Here is a 13,820-nt window from a genome sequence, read left to right on the forward strand (position 1 = left end):
GGCCCCCGCGATCGCCGAGGCCACGCATCTGCTGGTCACCGCCGGGCCGGACGCGGCCGGGGAAGACCCGGTGCTGGCGGCCCATGGTGCCGCGCTGGCGGCCGCGCCGAAGCTGCGCTGGGTCGGCTACCTCTCCACCACCGGGGTCTATGGCGACCGCGCCGGCGGCTGGGTGGAGGAGGACACGCCCCCCGCCCCGGGGCAGGAGCGCTCCCGCCGCCGGCTGGCGGTGGAGGAGGCGTGGCGGCGCCTGGCGGCGGCGCGCGGCCTGTCGCTCGACCTGATGCGCTGCGCCGGCATCTACGGCCCCGGCCGCAGCGCGCTGGACGAGCTGCGCGCCGGGCGCGGCCGCCGGGTGGACCGGCCGGGGCATTTCTTCTCGCGGATCCATGTGGAGGACATCGCCCGCGCCGTGCTGGCCGCCGCCGGCCGCCCGGCGCCGGGCGCGCGGGTGCTGCACCTGGCCGACGACCTGCCCGCCGCCAATGCCGAGGTGATGGCCGAGGCCGCCCGCCTGCTCGGCCAGGCGCCGCCGCCGCTGATCCCCTTCGCCGAGGCCGAGGCCGCGATGTCGCCCATGGCGCGCGGCTTCTGGGCGGAGAACCGGCGCATCGCCAGCGCCCGCACCCAGGCGGGGCTCGGGCTGCTCTGGCGCCACCCGACCTACCGGGAGGGGCTGCGCGCCGTGCTGCAAGCGGAACAGGCGGGCGCGGCTTAACCGGGCGCTCGTCCTTGCCGTGCTGGACTGCCCGGCGGCGCCCCCGCGCCGGGGCTCGATGCGCTGGGCTCGGATCAGCCGTGCCGTCACGAAATCCTGCAATTCCCGGGGGCTTGGAGTAAGAAGGGCGGCCATGGACACACGGCAGACCCTGCGCGCGCATTGCACGCAGCAGCTCGATACGCTTCGCGCCGAAGGCCGCTACCGCGACTTCGCGCGGCTGGAGAAACTGGCCGATCGCTTCCCGGTCTATCGCTGGCACCAGCCCGGCGCCGGGCCGGGCGGCGCGGCCCTGGCGCGCGAGATCGTGGTCTGGTCCTCGAACGACTATCTCGGCATGGGCGTCCATCCCGTGGTGCGCCAGGCGGCGGCCGAGGCGGCCTCGCGGCACGGCGCCGGCGCCGGCGGCACGCGCAACATCTCCGGCACCTCGCCGCTGCACACCGACCTGGAGGCCGAGCTGGCCGACTGGCACGGCAAGCCGGCGGCGCTGCTGTTCGGCAGCGGCTACATGGCGAACCAGGCGGCGCTCTCCGCCCTGCTGGCGGCGCTGCCGGGCATGGAGGTGTTCTCGGACGCCATGAACCATGCCTCGATGATCGACGGCATGCGGCGCAGCGGGGCCAAGCGCCATATCTGGCGGCACAACGACCTCGGCCATCTGGAGGCGCTGCTGGCGGCGGCCGATCCGGCGACGCCGAAGATGATCGCCTTCGAGAGCGTCTATTCGATGGAGGGCGATGTCGCGCCGCTGCACGCCATCTGCGACCTGGCCGACCGCTATGGCGCCATCACCTATCTGGACGAGGTGCACGCGGTCGGGCTCTACGGGCCGCAGGGCGCCGGCATCGCCGAGCGCGACGGCGCCAGCGCGCGGATCGACGTGATCGAGGGCACGCTGTCCAAGGGCATCGGCTGCTATGGCGGCTACATCGCCGGCGAGGCCGACCTGGTGGACTATGTCCGCTCGGTCGCCGGCGGGCTGATCTTCACCACCGCCCTGCCGCCCACCACCCTGGCGGCGACGCTGGCCAGCATCCGGCAGATCCGCGCCGACGCGGCGCTGCGCGCCAGCCTGGCCGCGCGCGCCCAGGCGCTGAAGGCGGCGCTGGACAAGGCCGGCCTGCCGCGCCTGCCGAGCGAGAGCCACATCGTGCCGATCCCGGTGCCGGGCGCCGCGCGCTGCCGGGCGGTGGCGCGGCGGCTGCTGGAGGAGCACGGGCTCTACGTCACCCCGATCAACTACCCGACCGTGCCGCGCGGCACGGAGCGGCTGCGCCTCTGCGCCACGCCGCACCACAGCGACGCGATGATCGCGCAGCTGGTGGCCGCGCTGCAGGAGGTGCTGGCGCCGGCCGAGGCGGCCTGAGGCGCCCGTCCGCCGGCGCCTGTTGCGCCGGTTTGCGAGTTGCAGCGATGCGTAACCGGGCGGTGCCGCGCCGCCCGGGCCTGCCTATCTCCCTCAGGCCGGGACCACCCCATGCTGAGGAGAGCCCCCATGAACTCGGCAGCGTCGCACACCCCCCGTTCCACCGCATTGCGCGCCCTGGCCCTGGCGGCCGGGCTGGCCGCCGGCCTCGCCGCCGCGCCGGGCCTGGCCCTGGCGGCCGATGCCAATCGCGGCCCGGTCACCGATCCCGGCCCGCTCGACATCCCGATGGCGGTGACGCAGCTCCACGAGGTCGCGCATGGCGGCGGCGTGCCGCCCGGCCCGGCAGGCCGCAACGCCTCGGCCGAGGGCAACCCGATGGCGGTGCCGATGGCGGTCAGCCGCTACCACGACCCCGCCGATGCGCTGAACGGCTGAGGCCGGCCCCGTCGTGGCGGCCGGGGCATCCCGGCCGCCGCGCGCCTCAGCCATACCCCGCCAGCCGCGGCAGCCAGAGCGCGATGCCGGGGAAGGCGACGATCAGCGCCGTGCCGAAGGCCAGCATCAGCATGTAGGGGATGATGGCCTTGTTGACCTCGGCCAGCGGCGCGCCGGTGATCGCCTTGATGACCACCAGGTTCATCGCCACGGGCGGCGAGATCAGCGCCATCTCCAGGCTCAGCGTCAGCAGCACGCCATACCAGACCTTGTCGATGTCGAGCTGCGCCAGCACCGACAGGATCGCCGGCATGGTCAGCAGGATGATCGAGAAGCTCTCCAGCACCAGGCCGAGCACGAAGAGCAGCAGCATCATGCCGATCAGGAAGCCGGTGCGCGACAGGCCCCAGTCCAGCACCAGCTGGGTCAGCTCCTGCGGCACGCGCAGCTTGGTCAGCATGTAGCCGTAGATGGCGGCGGCGGCGATGATCAGCAGCAGCATGGCGGAGGTGCGCGTGGCCTCGCCGAAGCCCTCCATCAGGTCGCGCCAGCGCAGGCTGCGATAGATCAGCGCGGCGATCAGGATGGCGTAGAGCGTGCCGGTGCCGGCCGCCTCGGTCGCCGTGAAGACGCCCATGTAGATGCCGCCCAGCACGAAGACCGGCAGCGAGAGCGACCAGGAGGCGCGGGCCAGGGAGAAGCCCTCCGCCGCGCCGGGGGCGGCCGCCTGGGTGTCGGCCGGCGCCACCGCGCGCCGCTCGGTGACGAAGCAGTAGAGGGCGAACATCGAGGCCATCATCACGCCCGGGATCAGCCCGGCCAGGAACAGCGCGCCGACGCTGGTCTCGGTGACATAGGCGTAGAGCACCATCGGCGCCGAGGGCGGGATCAGGATGCCGAGCGTGCCGCCGCCGGCCACCACGCCATAGGCGCCGCGCCGGCTCATGCCGTAGCGCAGCATCTGCGGGATGGCGATCTTGCCGACCGTCAGCGCGGTGGCCACCGAGGAGCCGGAGATGGCGGCGAAGATGGTGCAGGCGGCGACCGTCGCGATGCCAACGCCGCCGCGCACGCCGCGCAGCAGGGCGAAGGCGGCGCCGTAGAGGTCGTCCACCACGCGCCCGCGCACCATCACATGCGCCATCAGCATGAAGAGCGGGATGGCCACCAGCAGGTAGCCGTCGAGATGGCCGATCACCAGCTCGCCCAGCGCCGGCAGGCTGCCCTCCACCCAGACCAGCACGGCCAGCGGCAGCAGGAACAGCGCCGCGAACATCGGCATGCCGAGATAGAGCAGCACGAACAGCGCCACGAGCAGGGCGAGGAAGGTCATGGCGGGTCCTCAGTCGGTCAGGGCCGGCGCGCGCCCGGGGAGGGTCCAGGGGACATCCCGGCTCATTCGCCGCGCGCCAGCGTGTCGCGCGGCAATTCCCCGGCCTCGCCGGCGGCATACTCGGGCGTCTCGCCCAGCAGCAGCTGCAGCGACTGCGCCAGCGCCACCGCCAGCAGCAGCGCCGCGCCGAGCGGCAGCAGCGCCTGGATCCACCAGACCGGCACGCCCTCGATCTCGGTCATCACCCCGATCATGCGGCTGAACTCCACCGTCTCCAGCCCGGCATCGAGCAGGATCCAGGCGACGAGCGCGACCGAGAGGGTGGAGAGCAGCCGCGCCAGATGCGCCGCGCGGCCGCGCAGCCGGCCGGTCAGCACATCGACGCCGATATGCTCGAAGCGGCGCTGCGCCTCGGGCGCGGCCAGCATGACGATGCCGACCACCAGCCAGCCCGCCGCCTTGTCGATCCAGGGCTGCGGCTGGCCGAACAGGTAGCGCGCCGCGACCGAGACGCAGACCAGCACCAGGCAGAGCAGCGTCGCCATGGCGCCGAGCGCCGCGGCGGAGAGCGCCACCCAGCGGGCCAGCGCCGCGATGCCGCGCGCCAGGCCGCTCACAGCGCGCGCAGCGCCTCGATGGCGCGCGCCCCGTTCTCAGGGGCCAGGCGCAGGAAGGCGTCGACCACCGGCTTCTGCATGGCGGCGCTCCAGCTCTCGCGCTCGGCGGCGGTCTGCTCGTGCACGGTCATGCCGCGCTCCTTCAGCTCGGTGAGCGCGCGGGCGGCGAGATCCTCGGTCAGCGGGATCTGGTCGCGCTCGGCCTGCGCCGCCTCCTGCTGGATCAGCGCGCGATGCGCCGGGCTCAGCCCGTCGAACCAGCGCGGATTCACATAGACATGGGTGAAGACGCAGAACCAGGGCGTCACCGTGCCGAATTTCTGGAACTCGTAGAAGCGGCGGGAGACGGCGGCGGAGAGATCGGTCAGCCCGGCATCCAGCACGCCGGATTGCAGCGCCTGCGGCACCTCCGGCCCCGGCATGGCGGAGGGGGCGGCGCCCACCGCGGTCAGCGCGTGGTCGGTCAGCGCGTTCAGGCCGCGGATCTTCAGGCCGCGGAAATCCTCGGTGGCGATGATCGGCTTGCGGTTGCTGGTGAAGATCGCCTGGCGCGTGGTGTAGAGCCACATCAGGTTGCGCACCGCGCGCCGCTGCAGCAGCCCCTCCAGCAGCTGCGCCGCGGGGGAGCCCGGGAATTTGCGGATCCGCTCCAGCTCGGTGAAGAGATAGGGCAGGGTCAGCACGTTCATCTCCGGGAGCGTGTTGCCCCACTGGAAATTCACCGCCGCCGCCGCCTCGAAGGCGCCGCGCGCCACGGCGGGGAAATTCTCGCCGGCGCGGGCCAGCTGCTCGGCCGGGAAGACCTGCACGTCGATCTCGCCCTGGCTCTTGGCCTTCACCCGCTCGGCGAAGGCGGCCAGGATGGTGGCGTGCTGGTGGCTGGGCGGGAATTGGTGCGACAGCCGCATGGTGACGGCGGCGCGGCTCTGGGCCAGGCCGGGACGCGCCAGAGCGAGCGGCGCGGCCAGCGCCCCGGCGCCGGCCAGCAGCAGATTGCGGCGTTGCATGGACATTTCTCCCCGTTGCCTCGGCTCGGCCCCGGTGTGCGGCGGCCGGAGGCCAGGGTCAAGGCCGCGCCGGATCATTTCCGGCAAGGCGGCCCCATCCCGGCCGCAGGTTTATTGCCGCGAAGCCGACCGGGGCGCAATGAGCGCCATGGAAGCGCCGCCTCAGCCGCCGCGCTTGCGCACCGCGATGCCGATCGAGGTCACCACATGCCCCGCCGCCTGCAGCTTCAGATGCGGCGAGGAATAGGGCGGCGTGTCGACATAGACATCGGCCAGCGCATGGCCGGGGTGGAAGTTCAGCGGCCAGACCTCGTGCCCCTCGGCCACCAGGCGGCTGGCCAGCCCCTCGATGTCGCGCTTGCGGAACAGGCTGAGGCTGCGCGCCTCCAGCGTCTCCTCATTGTGGCCGAGGTTGAACTCGGTGGTGTGCAGGGCGAGGCCGCCGGGCCGCAGCGTGGCCAGGCTGGCGCGGATGAAGTCCAGCCCATGCGCCAGCGAGCCCAGATGCTCCAGCGCGCAGGCCGACCAGCAGACATCGTAGCCGCGCAGGTCGTCCGGGATGGCGTTCATGTCGACCTGGCGGAAGGCGACCTGCTGGACGAAGCGGTCGCGGTCGATCAGGTCGCGGTGGTGCAGCTGCTCCAGCGCGCTGCTGTATTGCTGGCTGCTGGACCAGCCCTGGCCTTCCACCGCCTCGGGCGGGGCGTCGCTGGCGGTGACCTGCAGGCCGAGGCCGGCCAGCACGCAGGGCAGCCGCTCCCGCCCGGTGCCGAAGCCGAGCGCGCGCAGGCCGGGGCGCAGCATCCCGCCCTTGTCCATCGCCGCCAGGATCCAGGCGAATTCCCACTGCTTGCGGTGCTGGCGCGGCGCCACCTTCATCAGCTTGCACCAGCGCGCGTGCTCCGCGCCCTGCATCTGCGCGGCGGTGCAGAGCTGCGTCACCGGGTCGGCCAGGCCGGGCTCGGCGAAGCGCCAGGGCACCGCCGGGTCGGCGGGCGGCTGCAGCATGAAAAGCGGCATGGCGTAGCCGGCGCTGTGGCGCAGCGCGGCGCGGTAGAGGCGGGCGAACTCCTCGCTGCGCATCAGGCTGGCGCGCAGCGCCTTCAGCGTCGGGTGCTGGCGCAGCGCCGCCAGTTCCGCCGCGTCGCGCGGGCCACGGTCGAGCAGGTGGCGCAGCATGCTGCCCACCAGGTCGGCGGACAGGACGGGGGGCGCGTCGGCATCAGCCTCGGGCGCGGTGAGGAGCGAAGTCGGTTGCATGCCGGCATTATGCCGAAACCGTTTCGCCTGTCATGGTGCGAAAACGGCGCGCGGCCGGCCGCGGGGGTCGGCCCGGATCATCAGGAAGGGGGGAGGGGAGCTTGCCGGTGGAATGGTGGGCGCGACAGGGATTGAACCTGTGACCTTCCCCGTGTCAGGGGGACGCTCTCCCGCTGAGCTACGCGCCCGCCGGCAGGGCCGGGTCTTTAGCCCGGAGGGCGGGGGCGGGCAAGAGGGGTTTCGCCGCCGCCGCAAAATTCTGCCGCCGCCCGGCCCGCCGCGCCCGTCCGGGCCGCCCGCGCGTGACAGCGGCGTTGCGCTGTGGCTTGATGGGGGTGGATCATGGATCTTCCGATGCCGCTTCTTGCCGGGCAGGCCGTGCCCGGCCCCTTCGAGCTGTCGCGCCCGGCCCGGCAGCGCGCGCCGCTGGTGCTGGCCTCGCCGCATTCCGGACGCGACTATCCGGCGGCCTTCCTGGCCCAATCACGGCTCGACGCGCTGGCGGTGCGCCGCTCCGAGGACAGCTTCGTCGAGGAGCTGTGGGGCGCGGCACCCGGCCTCGGCATCCCGCTGCTGGCGGCGCATTTCCCGCGCGTCTATTGCGACGCCAACCGGGAGCCCTGGGAACTCGACCCCACCATGTTCGACGGGCCGCTGCCGGCCTGGGTGAACAGCGCCAGCCCGCGGGTCGGCGCCGGGCTCGGCACCATCGCCCGGGTGGTGGCGAATGGCGAGCCGGTCTATCGCCGCCGCCTGCCCTTCCGCGAGGCGGAGGAGCGCATCCAGCGCTGCTGGCAGCCCTACCACGCGGCGCTTGCCGGGCTGATCGCCGAGACGCGCGACGCCTTCGGCTGCTGCCTGCTGATCGACTGCCACTCCATGCCGGCGCATCCCGGCCATGGCGCCAACGCGCCCGACATGGTGCTGGGCGACGCGCATGGCACCGCCTGCCATGGCCGCGCCGTGCGGCGGGTGGAGGAGCAGCTCTGGGCGATGGGCTACCGGGTGCGGCGCAACGACCCCTATGCGGGCGGCTATGTCACCCGCCATTACGGCCGGCCGCGCGAGGCGGTGCATGTGCTGCAGATCGAGATCGCCCGCGGCCTCTACATGGACGAGGCGGCGATCGAGCGGGCGCCCGGCATGGCGGCGCTGCAACGCGACCTGACCACGCTGCTGGACAGCCTGGCCGCGGCCGACTGGTTCTTCCTGCGCGTCTAGCATCTGGACACCGGCGCTGCGCGGGACGGCCTGCGGCCCTCCTCCCCGGCGCGCGGGCAAAAAAAAGGCGGTGCCGAAGCACCGCCGAGTTTAGGGAGGAAACGTCCAAGAAAGACAGCGACACAGCGAACTGTGTGCTGCGGAGAGAAAGATAGGTCAGGGGTCGTTCGTATGCAAGCGGTTTTTCGCGGTGCAGCAGAAAAACTGCCTGCATTTTCAGCGGAACCCCATGCGATGAACGCATGACCCGCCCGGAGTTTGCGTCGGCCCCGGTTAAAATGCCGCCAAAAATGGCAGGGGCCGGGCTCCTCGCGGAACCCGGCCCCGGCATCGGCTGTCCGGCCGGTCTCAGCCGGCCAGCGCGTCCTCGGCATCGACCACGCCGGCGACCGCGTGCACCACGGCGGCGATGCGCACCGCGGCCTGCACCTGCTCGCTCGACAGGCCGCCATGGCGGACCACCTTCTCATGGCTCTCCATGCACATGCCGCAGCCATTGATGGCGGAGACGGCGAGCGACCACAGCTCGAAATCCACCTTGTCGACGCCCGGCTTGGCCATGACGTTCATGCGCAGCTTGGCCGGCAGGCCGGGATAGTCGCCGCCCACCAGATGGGTGAAGCGGTAATAGACATTGTTCATGCCCATGATCGCGGCGGCGGCCTTGGCCGCCACCAGCGCCTCGGCCGAGAGAAGCGGGCCGAACTCGGCGATGATCGCCTGGGTCACCACGGCGTTGCGGCTGGCGATGGCGCTGGCGACGAAGCTGCCGGCGCGCTGCTGCTCGGTCAGCACCGGCTCGGTGGCCAGGCTGCCCAGGTTCAGCTTCAGGTCGCGGGCATAGTCGGGCAGGCGGGCGCGCAGGGCTTCGAGCGACATGCGAAGGATACCTCCGGTCTGGCGTGAAACGGGCGGTGCAGGGAAAAGGGTGGGCGGAGCCGGCGCAAGGCCGGTTCGGCGCACCGCCGCGCGGGGCCCCGTCCATCCGGGGCGGCGCGGCAGGGCGGGGCAGGGGGCGGCGCGCGGCCGCCCCCGCCGGATCAGGCCGCCTTGAACAGCTGGTCCGGGTTCAGCGTGTCGCCGCCCTTGTTCCAGTTGCAGGGGCACAGCTCGTCGGTCTGCAGCGCGTCGAGCACGCGCACCACTTCCTGCGGGTTGCGGCCGACATTCAGCCCGTTCACCGAGGCCCACTGGATGGTGCCCTCGGGGTCGACGATGAAGGTGGCGCGCAGCGGCACGCCGGCATTCTTGTCGAGGATGCCGAGCGCGGTCGACAGCTCGCGCTTGACGTCGGCCAGCATCGGGAAGGGCAGGTCGCGGATGTCGTTGTTGTGCACGCGCCAGTTCAGGTGCACGAACTCGCTGTCCGTCGACACGCCATAGACCACCGCGTCACGGTCGGCGAACTCGTTGTTCAGCTTGCCGAAGGCCGCGATCTCCGTCGGGCAGACGAAGGTGAAATCCTTCGGCCAGAAGAAGACGATCTTCCACTTGTCGGCGTCGGTCTCGCTCGAGATCTCCACGAAGGACTTGCCGGGGCCCTCCAGGCCCTCCGGGCCGCCCTTCACGGCGGTCAGGTTGAAGGCGGGAAACTTGTCACCAACCGTCAGCATCTGTGGATACCCCCTTACAAAACGATCTGCGGCACCGGGCCAGGGCGTTCCCGCCCTCCCCGTTGCATGCCGCTTTATGTATGGTGCAACGCACACATGCCAATGAATAGTTTTCGACGAAATCATCGGCCCGCTCGATGACCCCGCTCCCCACCCCGCAGCAGCTGCGCTACCTCGTGGCGCTGGCCGAGCATGGCCATTTCGGCCGGGCGGCGCAGGCCTGCGCCGTCACGCAATCCACCCTCTCGGCCGGCCTCATCGCGCTGGAGCGGCAGCTCGACGCCGCCATCCTGGAGCGCGGCCCGGCCAAGCGCCCGGTCTTCACCCCGCTCGGCCTGCAATTGGTGGAGCGCGCCCGGCAGGCGCTCTCGGCGCTCGCCGCCGTGGCGGAGACGGCGGCCGCGGCGCGCGACCCGCTCTCCGGCCCGCTGCGGCTGGGTGTCATCCCGACCATCGGGCCGTTCCTGCTGCCGCGGCTGATGCCGGCGCTGCGCCGCGCCTTCCCCCGCCTGCAGCTCTGGCTGCGCGAGGATCTGACCGACCGGCTGGCCGACGACCTCGCCGCCGGGCGACTCGATTTGCTGCTGCTGGCCCTGCCGGCGGCGCTGCCGGAGGCCGAGACGCTGCGCGTGGCCGAGGACCCCTTCCTGGCCGCCCTGCCGGAGGGCCACCGCCTGGCCGATGAGCCGGCCGTGCCGGTCGCGGCGCTGGGCAGCGAGCGGCTGCTGCTGCTGGAGGATGGCCATTGCCTGCGCGACCACACGCTCGCCGCCTGCGGGCTGCACGCCACGGTCAGCCAGGACAGCTTCGCCGCCACCAGCCTGCACACGCTGGTGCAGATGGTGGCGGGCGGCCTCGGCGTGACGCTGCTGCCGCGCCTGGCGGTGGAGGGCGGCGTGCTGGCCGGCGCCTCGGTGCTGCTGAAGCCGCTGGACATCCCGCAGACCCGGGGACTCGGCCTCGCCTGGCGCGCCCACTCCCCGCGCGCCGCCGAGTTCCGCAGCCTCGCCCCCGCCCTCTCTGATTCTCTTTTCTGTCAGGCTGCCGCCGTCTCCCGGTGAAGCGGGACTCTTCAGATGGGCGGTCCGCGAAGGGCAAGGTGGGGCGCATCGCGGGCCGCCGCGATGCCCTTTCTCCCACTGGGCGATGGCGTTCCTGCCGAGTGCAGCGCCTCCCGTCGCGGCCCTGACCGGCAGCGGACAGAAAGCCGGTAGCCGACAGAAAAGATTGACGGGGAGGGGGGTGGGCCGTATACGCGCCCGCTCGAAGAGGGTGCCGAGATGAAGATCCGCAACAGCCTGAAGAGCGCCAAGACGCGCGACAAGAACTGCGTGGTGGTGCGCCGCCGCGGCCGTCTGTACGTGCTGAACAAGAAGAATCCCCGCATGAAGGCCCGCCAGGGCTGACATCGGGCGGCCGGCCGGTTCCGGGCGGCCGCAGCGGTTCTTCCGCTCCAAAACGACGCCATGGCCCTGCCACGGCGTCGTTTTTGCGCGTGCTTGCGGCGGCGGCTGGCGGGCTTCATTCTCCGGGCAAAAGGGGAAGCGGAGCATGATCGAGCTGCCACAGCCGAAAGCCGCCGTGCTGGCGCGGCGGGAGGAGATCCTGGCGGCGCTCGGCCGCATCCTGCCGGATTCGGCGCGCGGCCCGGGCGTCATCGGCGACCCGGTGCGGCTGCGCGCCTATGAGACGGACGGGCTGGCCGCCTATCGCCAGCCGCCGCTGGCCGTCGTCCTGCCCGAGACGACGGAGCAGGTGGCGGCGCTGCTGCGCTACTGCCATGCCGAGGGCATCCGCATCATCCCGCGCGGCGCCGGCACCAGCCTGTCGGGCGGCGCGCTGCCGCTCGAGGATGGCATCGTCATCGGGCTGATGCGCATGAACCGCATCCTGGAGGTCGATTACGCCGACCGCCTGGCGGTGGTGCAGGCGGGGGTGACCAATCTCGGCATCACCCAGGCGGTGGCGGCGGATGGTTTTTTCTATGCGCCCGACCCGTCCAGCCAGCTCGCCTGCATGATCGGCGGCAATGTCATGATGAACTCCGGCGGGGCGCATTGCCTGAAATACGGCGTCACCGCCAACAACCTGCTCGGTGTCACCTTCGTCACCGTGGAGGGGGAGGTGCTGCGGCTCGGCGGCGGGCATCTCGATTCGGCGGGTTATGACTGGCTGGGGCTGATCACCGGCAGCGAGGGGCAGCTCGGCATCGTCACCGAGGTGACGGTGCGCATCCTGCGCGCGGCGGAAGGGGCGCGGGCGATGCTCGCCGCCTATCCGAGCAACGAGGTGGCGGGGGAGGTGGTGGACGCCATCATCGCCAGCGGCATTATTCCTGTTGCGCTGGAATTCATGGACCGCCCGGCGATCCATGCCTGCGAGGCCTTCGCCAATGCCGGCTATCCGCTGGACGCCGAGGCGCTGCTGATCATCGAGGTCGAGGGCAACACCGAGGAACAGGACGCCCTCCTGGAAAAACTGAAAGACATCTGCGGGCGGTTCGGGCCGATCTCGCTGCGGGTGGCGGAGACGGCGGAGGAAAGCCTGGCCATCTGGAAGGGCCGCAAGGGCGCCTTCGGTGCCATCGGCCGCATCAGCCCCGACTATCTCTGCATGGATGGCACCATCCCGACCGGCGAGCTGCCGCGCGTGCTGCGGCGGATGCAGGAGATGTCGGAGGATTACGGGCTGAAGGTCGCCAACATCTTCCATGCCGGCGACGGCAACCTGCACCCGCTGATCATGTTCGACGCCAACGACCCGGAGAGCTTCCGCAAGGCCGAGGCCTTCGGCGCCGACATCCTGAAGCTCTGCGTCGAGGTGGGCGGCTGCCTGACCGGCGAGCATGGCGTCGGCGTCGAGAAGCGCGACCTGATGCCGGTGCAGTTCACCGCGGCCGAGCTGGCGCAGCAGCGCGCCATCAAATCCGCCTTCGACCCGCAATGGCTGCTGAACCCGGCCAAGGTCTTCCCGCTGGAGGGCAATCCGCTGCTGGCCGCCGCCACGCCGGGGCGCGCGGCATGAGCGCGGCGCTCGACGCGACGGAGGCGCCGGCCACCGAGGAAGGCGTGGTGGAGTCGGTGCGCGCCGCCCGCGCGGCGGGGCAGGCGCTGGCGGTCAGCGGCCTCGGCGGGCGGGCCGCCAGCCTGCGGCCGGTGCTGGCGCCGCGTGGCCTCTCCACCCGCGCGCTCACCGGCATCACCCTCTACCGGCCGCAGGAGATGGTGCTCTCCGCCCGCGCCGGCACGACGCTGCCGGAGATCGAGGCGGCACTCGCGGAACACCGCCAGATGATCCCGGCCGAGCCGCCGGACTATGCCGCGCTGTTCGGCGTGGCGACGCCGCCGACGCTCGGCGGGCTGGTGGCCGCCAACCTCTCCGGCCCGCGCCGCATCTCGGTGGGTGGCGCGCTGCGCGACCAGGTGCTGGGCGTGCGGGCGGTGACCGGCCATGCCGAGCTGATCCGCTCCGGCGGGCGGGTCCACAAGAACGTCACCGGGCTCGACCTCTGCAAGCTGCTCGCCGGCAGCCACGGCACGCTGGCGGTGCTGACCGAGATCACCCTGAAGCTGACCCCCCGCCCCGAGGCCAGCCTGACGCTGGCCCTGCCGGTGGCGGATATCGCCGCCGGGGTGGCGGCGCTCTCGGCGGGGCTCGGCAGTCCTTACGGCGTCTCGGGCGCGGCGCTGCTGCCGGAGGGCGATGCCCAGGCGGGCCTGTCCGGCCCCACCGCCCTGCTGCGGCTGGAAGATTTTTTGCAGTTCCTGCCGCGGCGGGCGACGGCGCTGGCGGCGCTGCTGGCACCCTATGGCGCGGCGGTACGGATCGAGGATGACGCGCCCCTCTGGCGATCGGTGCGCGAGGCCCGCGCCCTGGGGGCGGCGCCGGAGGAGGCGGTGTGGCGCCTCTCGCTGCGGCCGAGTGCCGCGCCGGCGGCGGTGGCGGCGCTGCGCGCGGCCTTCCCGGCGAAGCTGCTGCTGGATTGGGGGCGGCGGGCTGGTCTGGGTGGCCGGCCCCGCGACCGTGGCGGCGCATGGCGCCGTGATGGCGGCCGCCGCGCCCTCGGGCGGCAGCTTCACCCTGTTCCGCGCCCCCGATTCGCTGCGCGCCACGGTGCCGGTGCTGCCGGAGGAACCGGCGGCGCTGGCCGCCATCGGCGCGCGGGTGAAGGCGGCGCTGGACCCGGCCGGGTTGTTCAACCCGGGCCGCTTGCGGCGCTGAACCCGGCGCCGCTCAGCGCCCGG

The 13,820-nt window shown here is 72.5% G+C and carries 14 protein-coding genes and 1 tRNA gene; 8 read left to right on the top strand and 7 right to left on the bottom strand.

Translation table 11 applies throughout. From position 1 onward, the window contains the following. From HMPREF0731_RS24140 to HMPREF0731_RS08335, 3 genes are all read left to right on the top strand, one after another. A partial coding sequence (locus tag HMPREF0731_RS24140; RefSeq protein ID WP_007003636.1) for an NAD-dependent epimerase/dehydratase family protein occupies positions 1–718 on the top strand: 718 nt, incomplete at its 5' end. A gap of 133 nt (positions 719–851) precedes the next feature. Then, positions 852–2,087 (top strand): 5-aminolevulinate synthase, encoded by a 1,236-nt coding sequence (hemA, locus tag HMPREF0731_RS08330; protein ID WP_007003637.1) that lies wholly within the window; start codon positions 852–854, stop codon positions 2,085–2,087. 129 nt (positions 2,088–2,216) lie between these two features. Then, the gene (locus tag HMPREF0731_RS08335) at positions 2,217–2,525 is read left to right on the top strand and encodes a glycosyl transferase family 39 (protein ID WP_157136016.1); all 309 of its coding nucleotides are present in this window, start codon (positions 2,217–2,219) and stop codon (positions 2,523–2,525) included. A gap of 46 nt (positions 2,526–2,571) precedes the next feature. Here the strand turns inward: HMPREF0731_RS08335 and HMPREF0731_RS08340 are convergent, their stop codons facing one another. The 5 genes from HMPREF0731_RS08340 to HMPREF0731_RS08360 all read right to left on the bottom strand — a co-directional run bounded on the left by HMPREF0731_RS08340 (position 2,572) and on the right by HMPREF0731_RS08360 (position 6,930). Then, positions 2,572–3,858, bottom strand: a complete 1,287-nt coding sequence (locus HMPREF0731_RS08340) for a TRAP transporter large permease (protein WP_007003639.1) — start codon at positions 3,856–3,858, stop codon at positions 2,572–2,574. A gap of 62 nt (positions 3,859–3,920) precedes the next feature. Then, positions 3,921–4,475, bottom strand: coding sequence for a TRAP transporter small permease (locus HMPREF0731_RS08345; protein WP_051014716.1), 555 nt, complete (start codon positions 4,473–4,475; stop codon positions 3,921–3,923). Beyond that, positions 4,472–5,482, bottom strand: a complete 1,011-nt coding sequence (locus HMPREF0731_RS08350) for a TRAP transporter substrate-binding protein (protein WP_245538290.1) — start codon at positions 5,480–5,482, stop codon at positions 4,472–4,474. Before HMPREF0731_RS08350 ends, HMPREF0731_RS08345 begins: the two co-directional genes overlap by 4 nt. Before the next feature lie 162 nt (positions 5,483–5,644). Next, on the bottom strand, positions 5,645–6,742 hold the full coding sequence (locus tag HMPREF0731_RS08355; RefSeq protein ID WP_007003641.1) for an SAM-dependent methyltransferase: 1,098 nt from the start codon (positions 6,740–6,742) through the stop codon (positions 5,645–5,647). Between the two features lie 113 nt (positions 6,743–6,855). Further along, positions 6,856–6,930 (bottom strand) — tRNA-Val (locus tag HMPREF0731_RS08360). 166 nt (positions 6,931–7,096) lie between these two features. On the opposite strand from HMPREF0731_RS08360, the gene HMPREF0731_RS08365 reads away from it, so the two are divergent. Next, the gene (locus HMPREF0731_RS08365) at positions 7,097–7,963 is read left to right on the top strand and encodes an N-formylglutamate amidohydrolase (RefSeq protein WP_007003642.1); all 867 of its coding nucleotides are present in this window, start codon (positions 7,097–7,099) and stop codon (positions 7,961–7,963) included. Positions 7,964–8,311: 348 nt separating this feature from the next. Here HMPREF0731_RS08365 and ahpD read toward each other — a convergent pair whose 3' ends face one another. Then, positions 8,312–8,842: an alkylhydroperoxidase, AhpD family gene (gene ahpD, locus HMPREF0731_RS08370; RefSeq protein ID WP_007003643.1), complete on the bottom strand. Its 531-nt coding sequence runs from the start codon at positions 8,840–8,842 to the stop codon at positions 8,312–8,314. A gap of 161 nt (positions 8,843–9,003) precedes the next feature. After that, on the bottom strand, positions 9,004–9,576 hold the full coding sequence (locus HMPREF0731_RS08375) for a peroxiredoxin (protein ID WP_007003644.1): 573 nt from the start codon (positions 9,574–9,576) through the stop codon (positions 9,004–9,006). A gap of 137 nt (positions 9,577–9,713) precedes the next feature. On the opposite strand from HMPREF0731_RS08375, the gene HMPREF0731_RS08380 reads away from it, so the two are divergent. From HMPREF0731_RS08380 to HMPREF0731_RS08395, 4 genes are all read left to right on the top strand, one after another. Then, positions 9,714–10,637 (top strand): hydrogen peroxide-inducible genes activator, encoded by a 924-nt coding sequence (locus HMPREF0731_RS08380; protein WP_007003645.1) that lies wholly within the window; start codon positions 9,714–9,716, stop codon positions 10,635–10,637. Positions 10,638–10,856: 219 nt separating this feature from the next. Further along, positions 10,857–10,982, top strand: a complete 126-nt coding sequence (gene ykgO / locus HMPREF0731_RS08385; protein WP_007003646.1) for a type B 50S ribosomal protein L36 — start codon at positions 10,857–10,859, stop codon at positions 10,980–10,982. A gap of 145 nt (positions 10,983–11,127) precedes the next feature. Further along, entirely contained in the window at positions 11,128–12,600 is a 1,473-nt protein-coding gene (locus tag HMPREF0731_RS08390; protein ID WP_007003647.1) for an FAD-linked oxidase C-terminal domain-containing protein, read from the top strand. Then, positions 12,597–13,820, top strand: a 1,224-nt coding sequence (locus HMPREF0731_RS08395; RefSeq protein ID WP_007003648.1) for an FAD-binding protein, incomplete at its 3' end; no start/stop codon positions are given. The genes HMPREF0731_RS08390 and HMPREF0731_RS08395, both read left to right, overlap by 4 nt.

Origin of the sequence: Pseudoroseomonas cervicalis ATCC 49957 (assembly GCF_000164635.1) — a bacterium.
GTDB classification, from domain to species: Bacteria; Pseudomonadota; Alphaproteobacteria; order Acetobacterales; family Acetobacteraceae; genus Pseudoroseomonas; species Pseudoroseomonas cervicalis.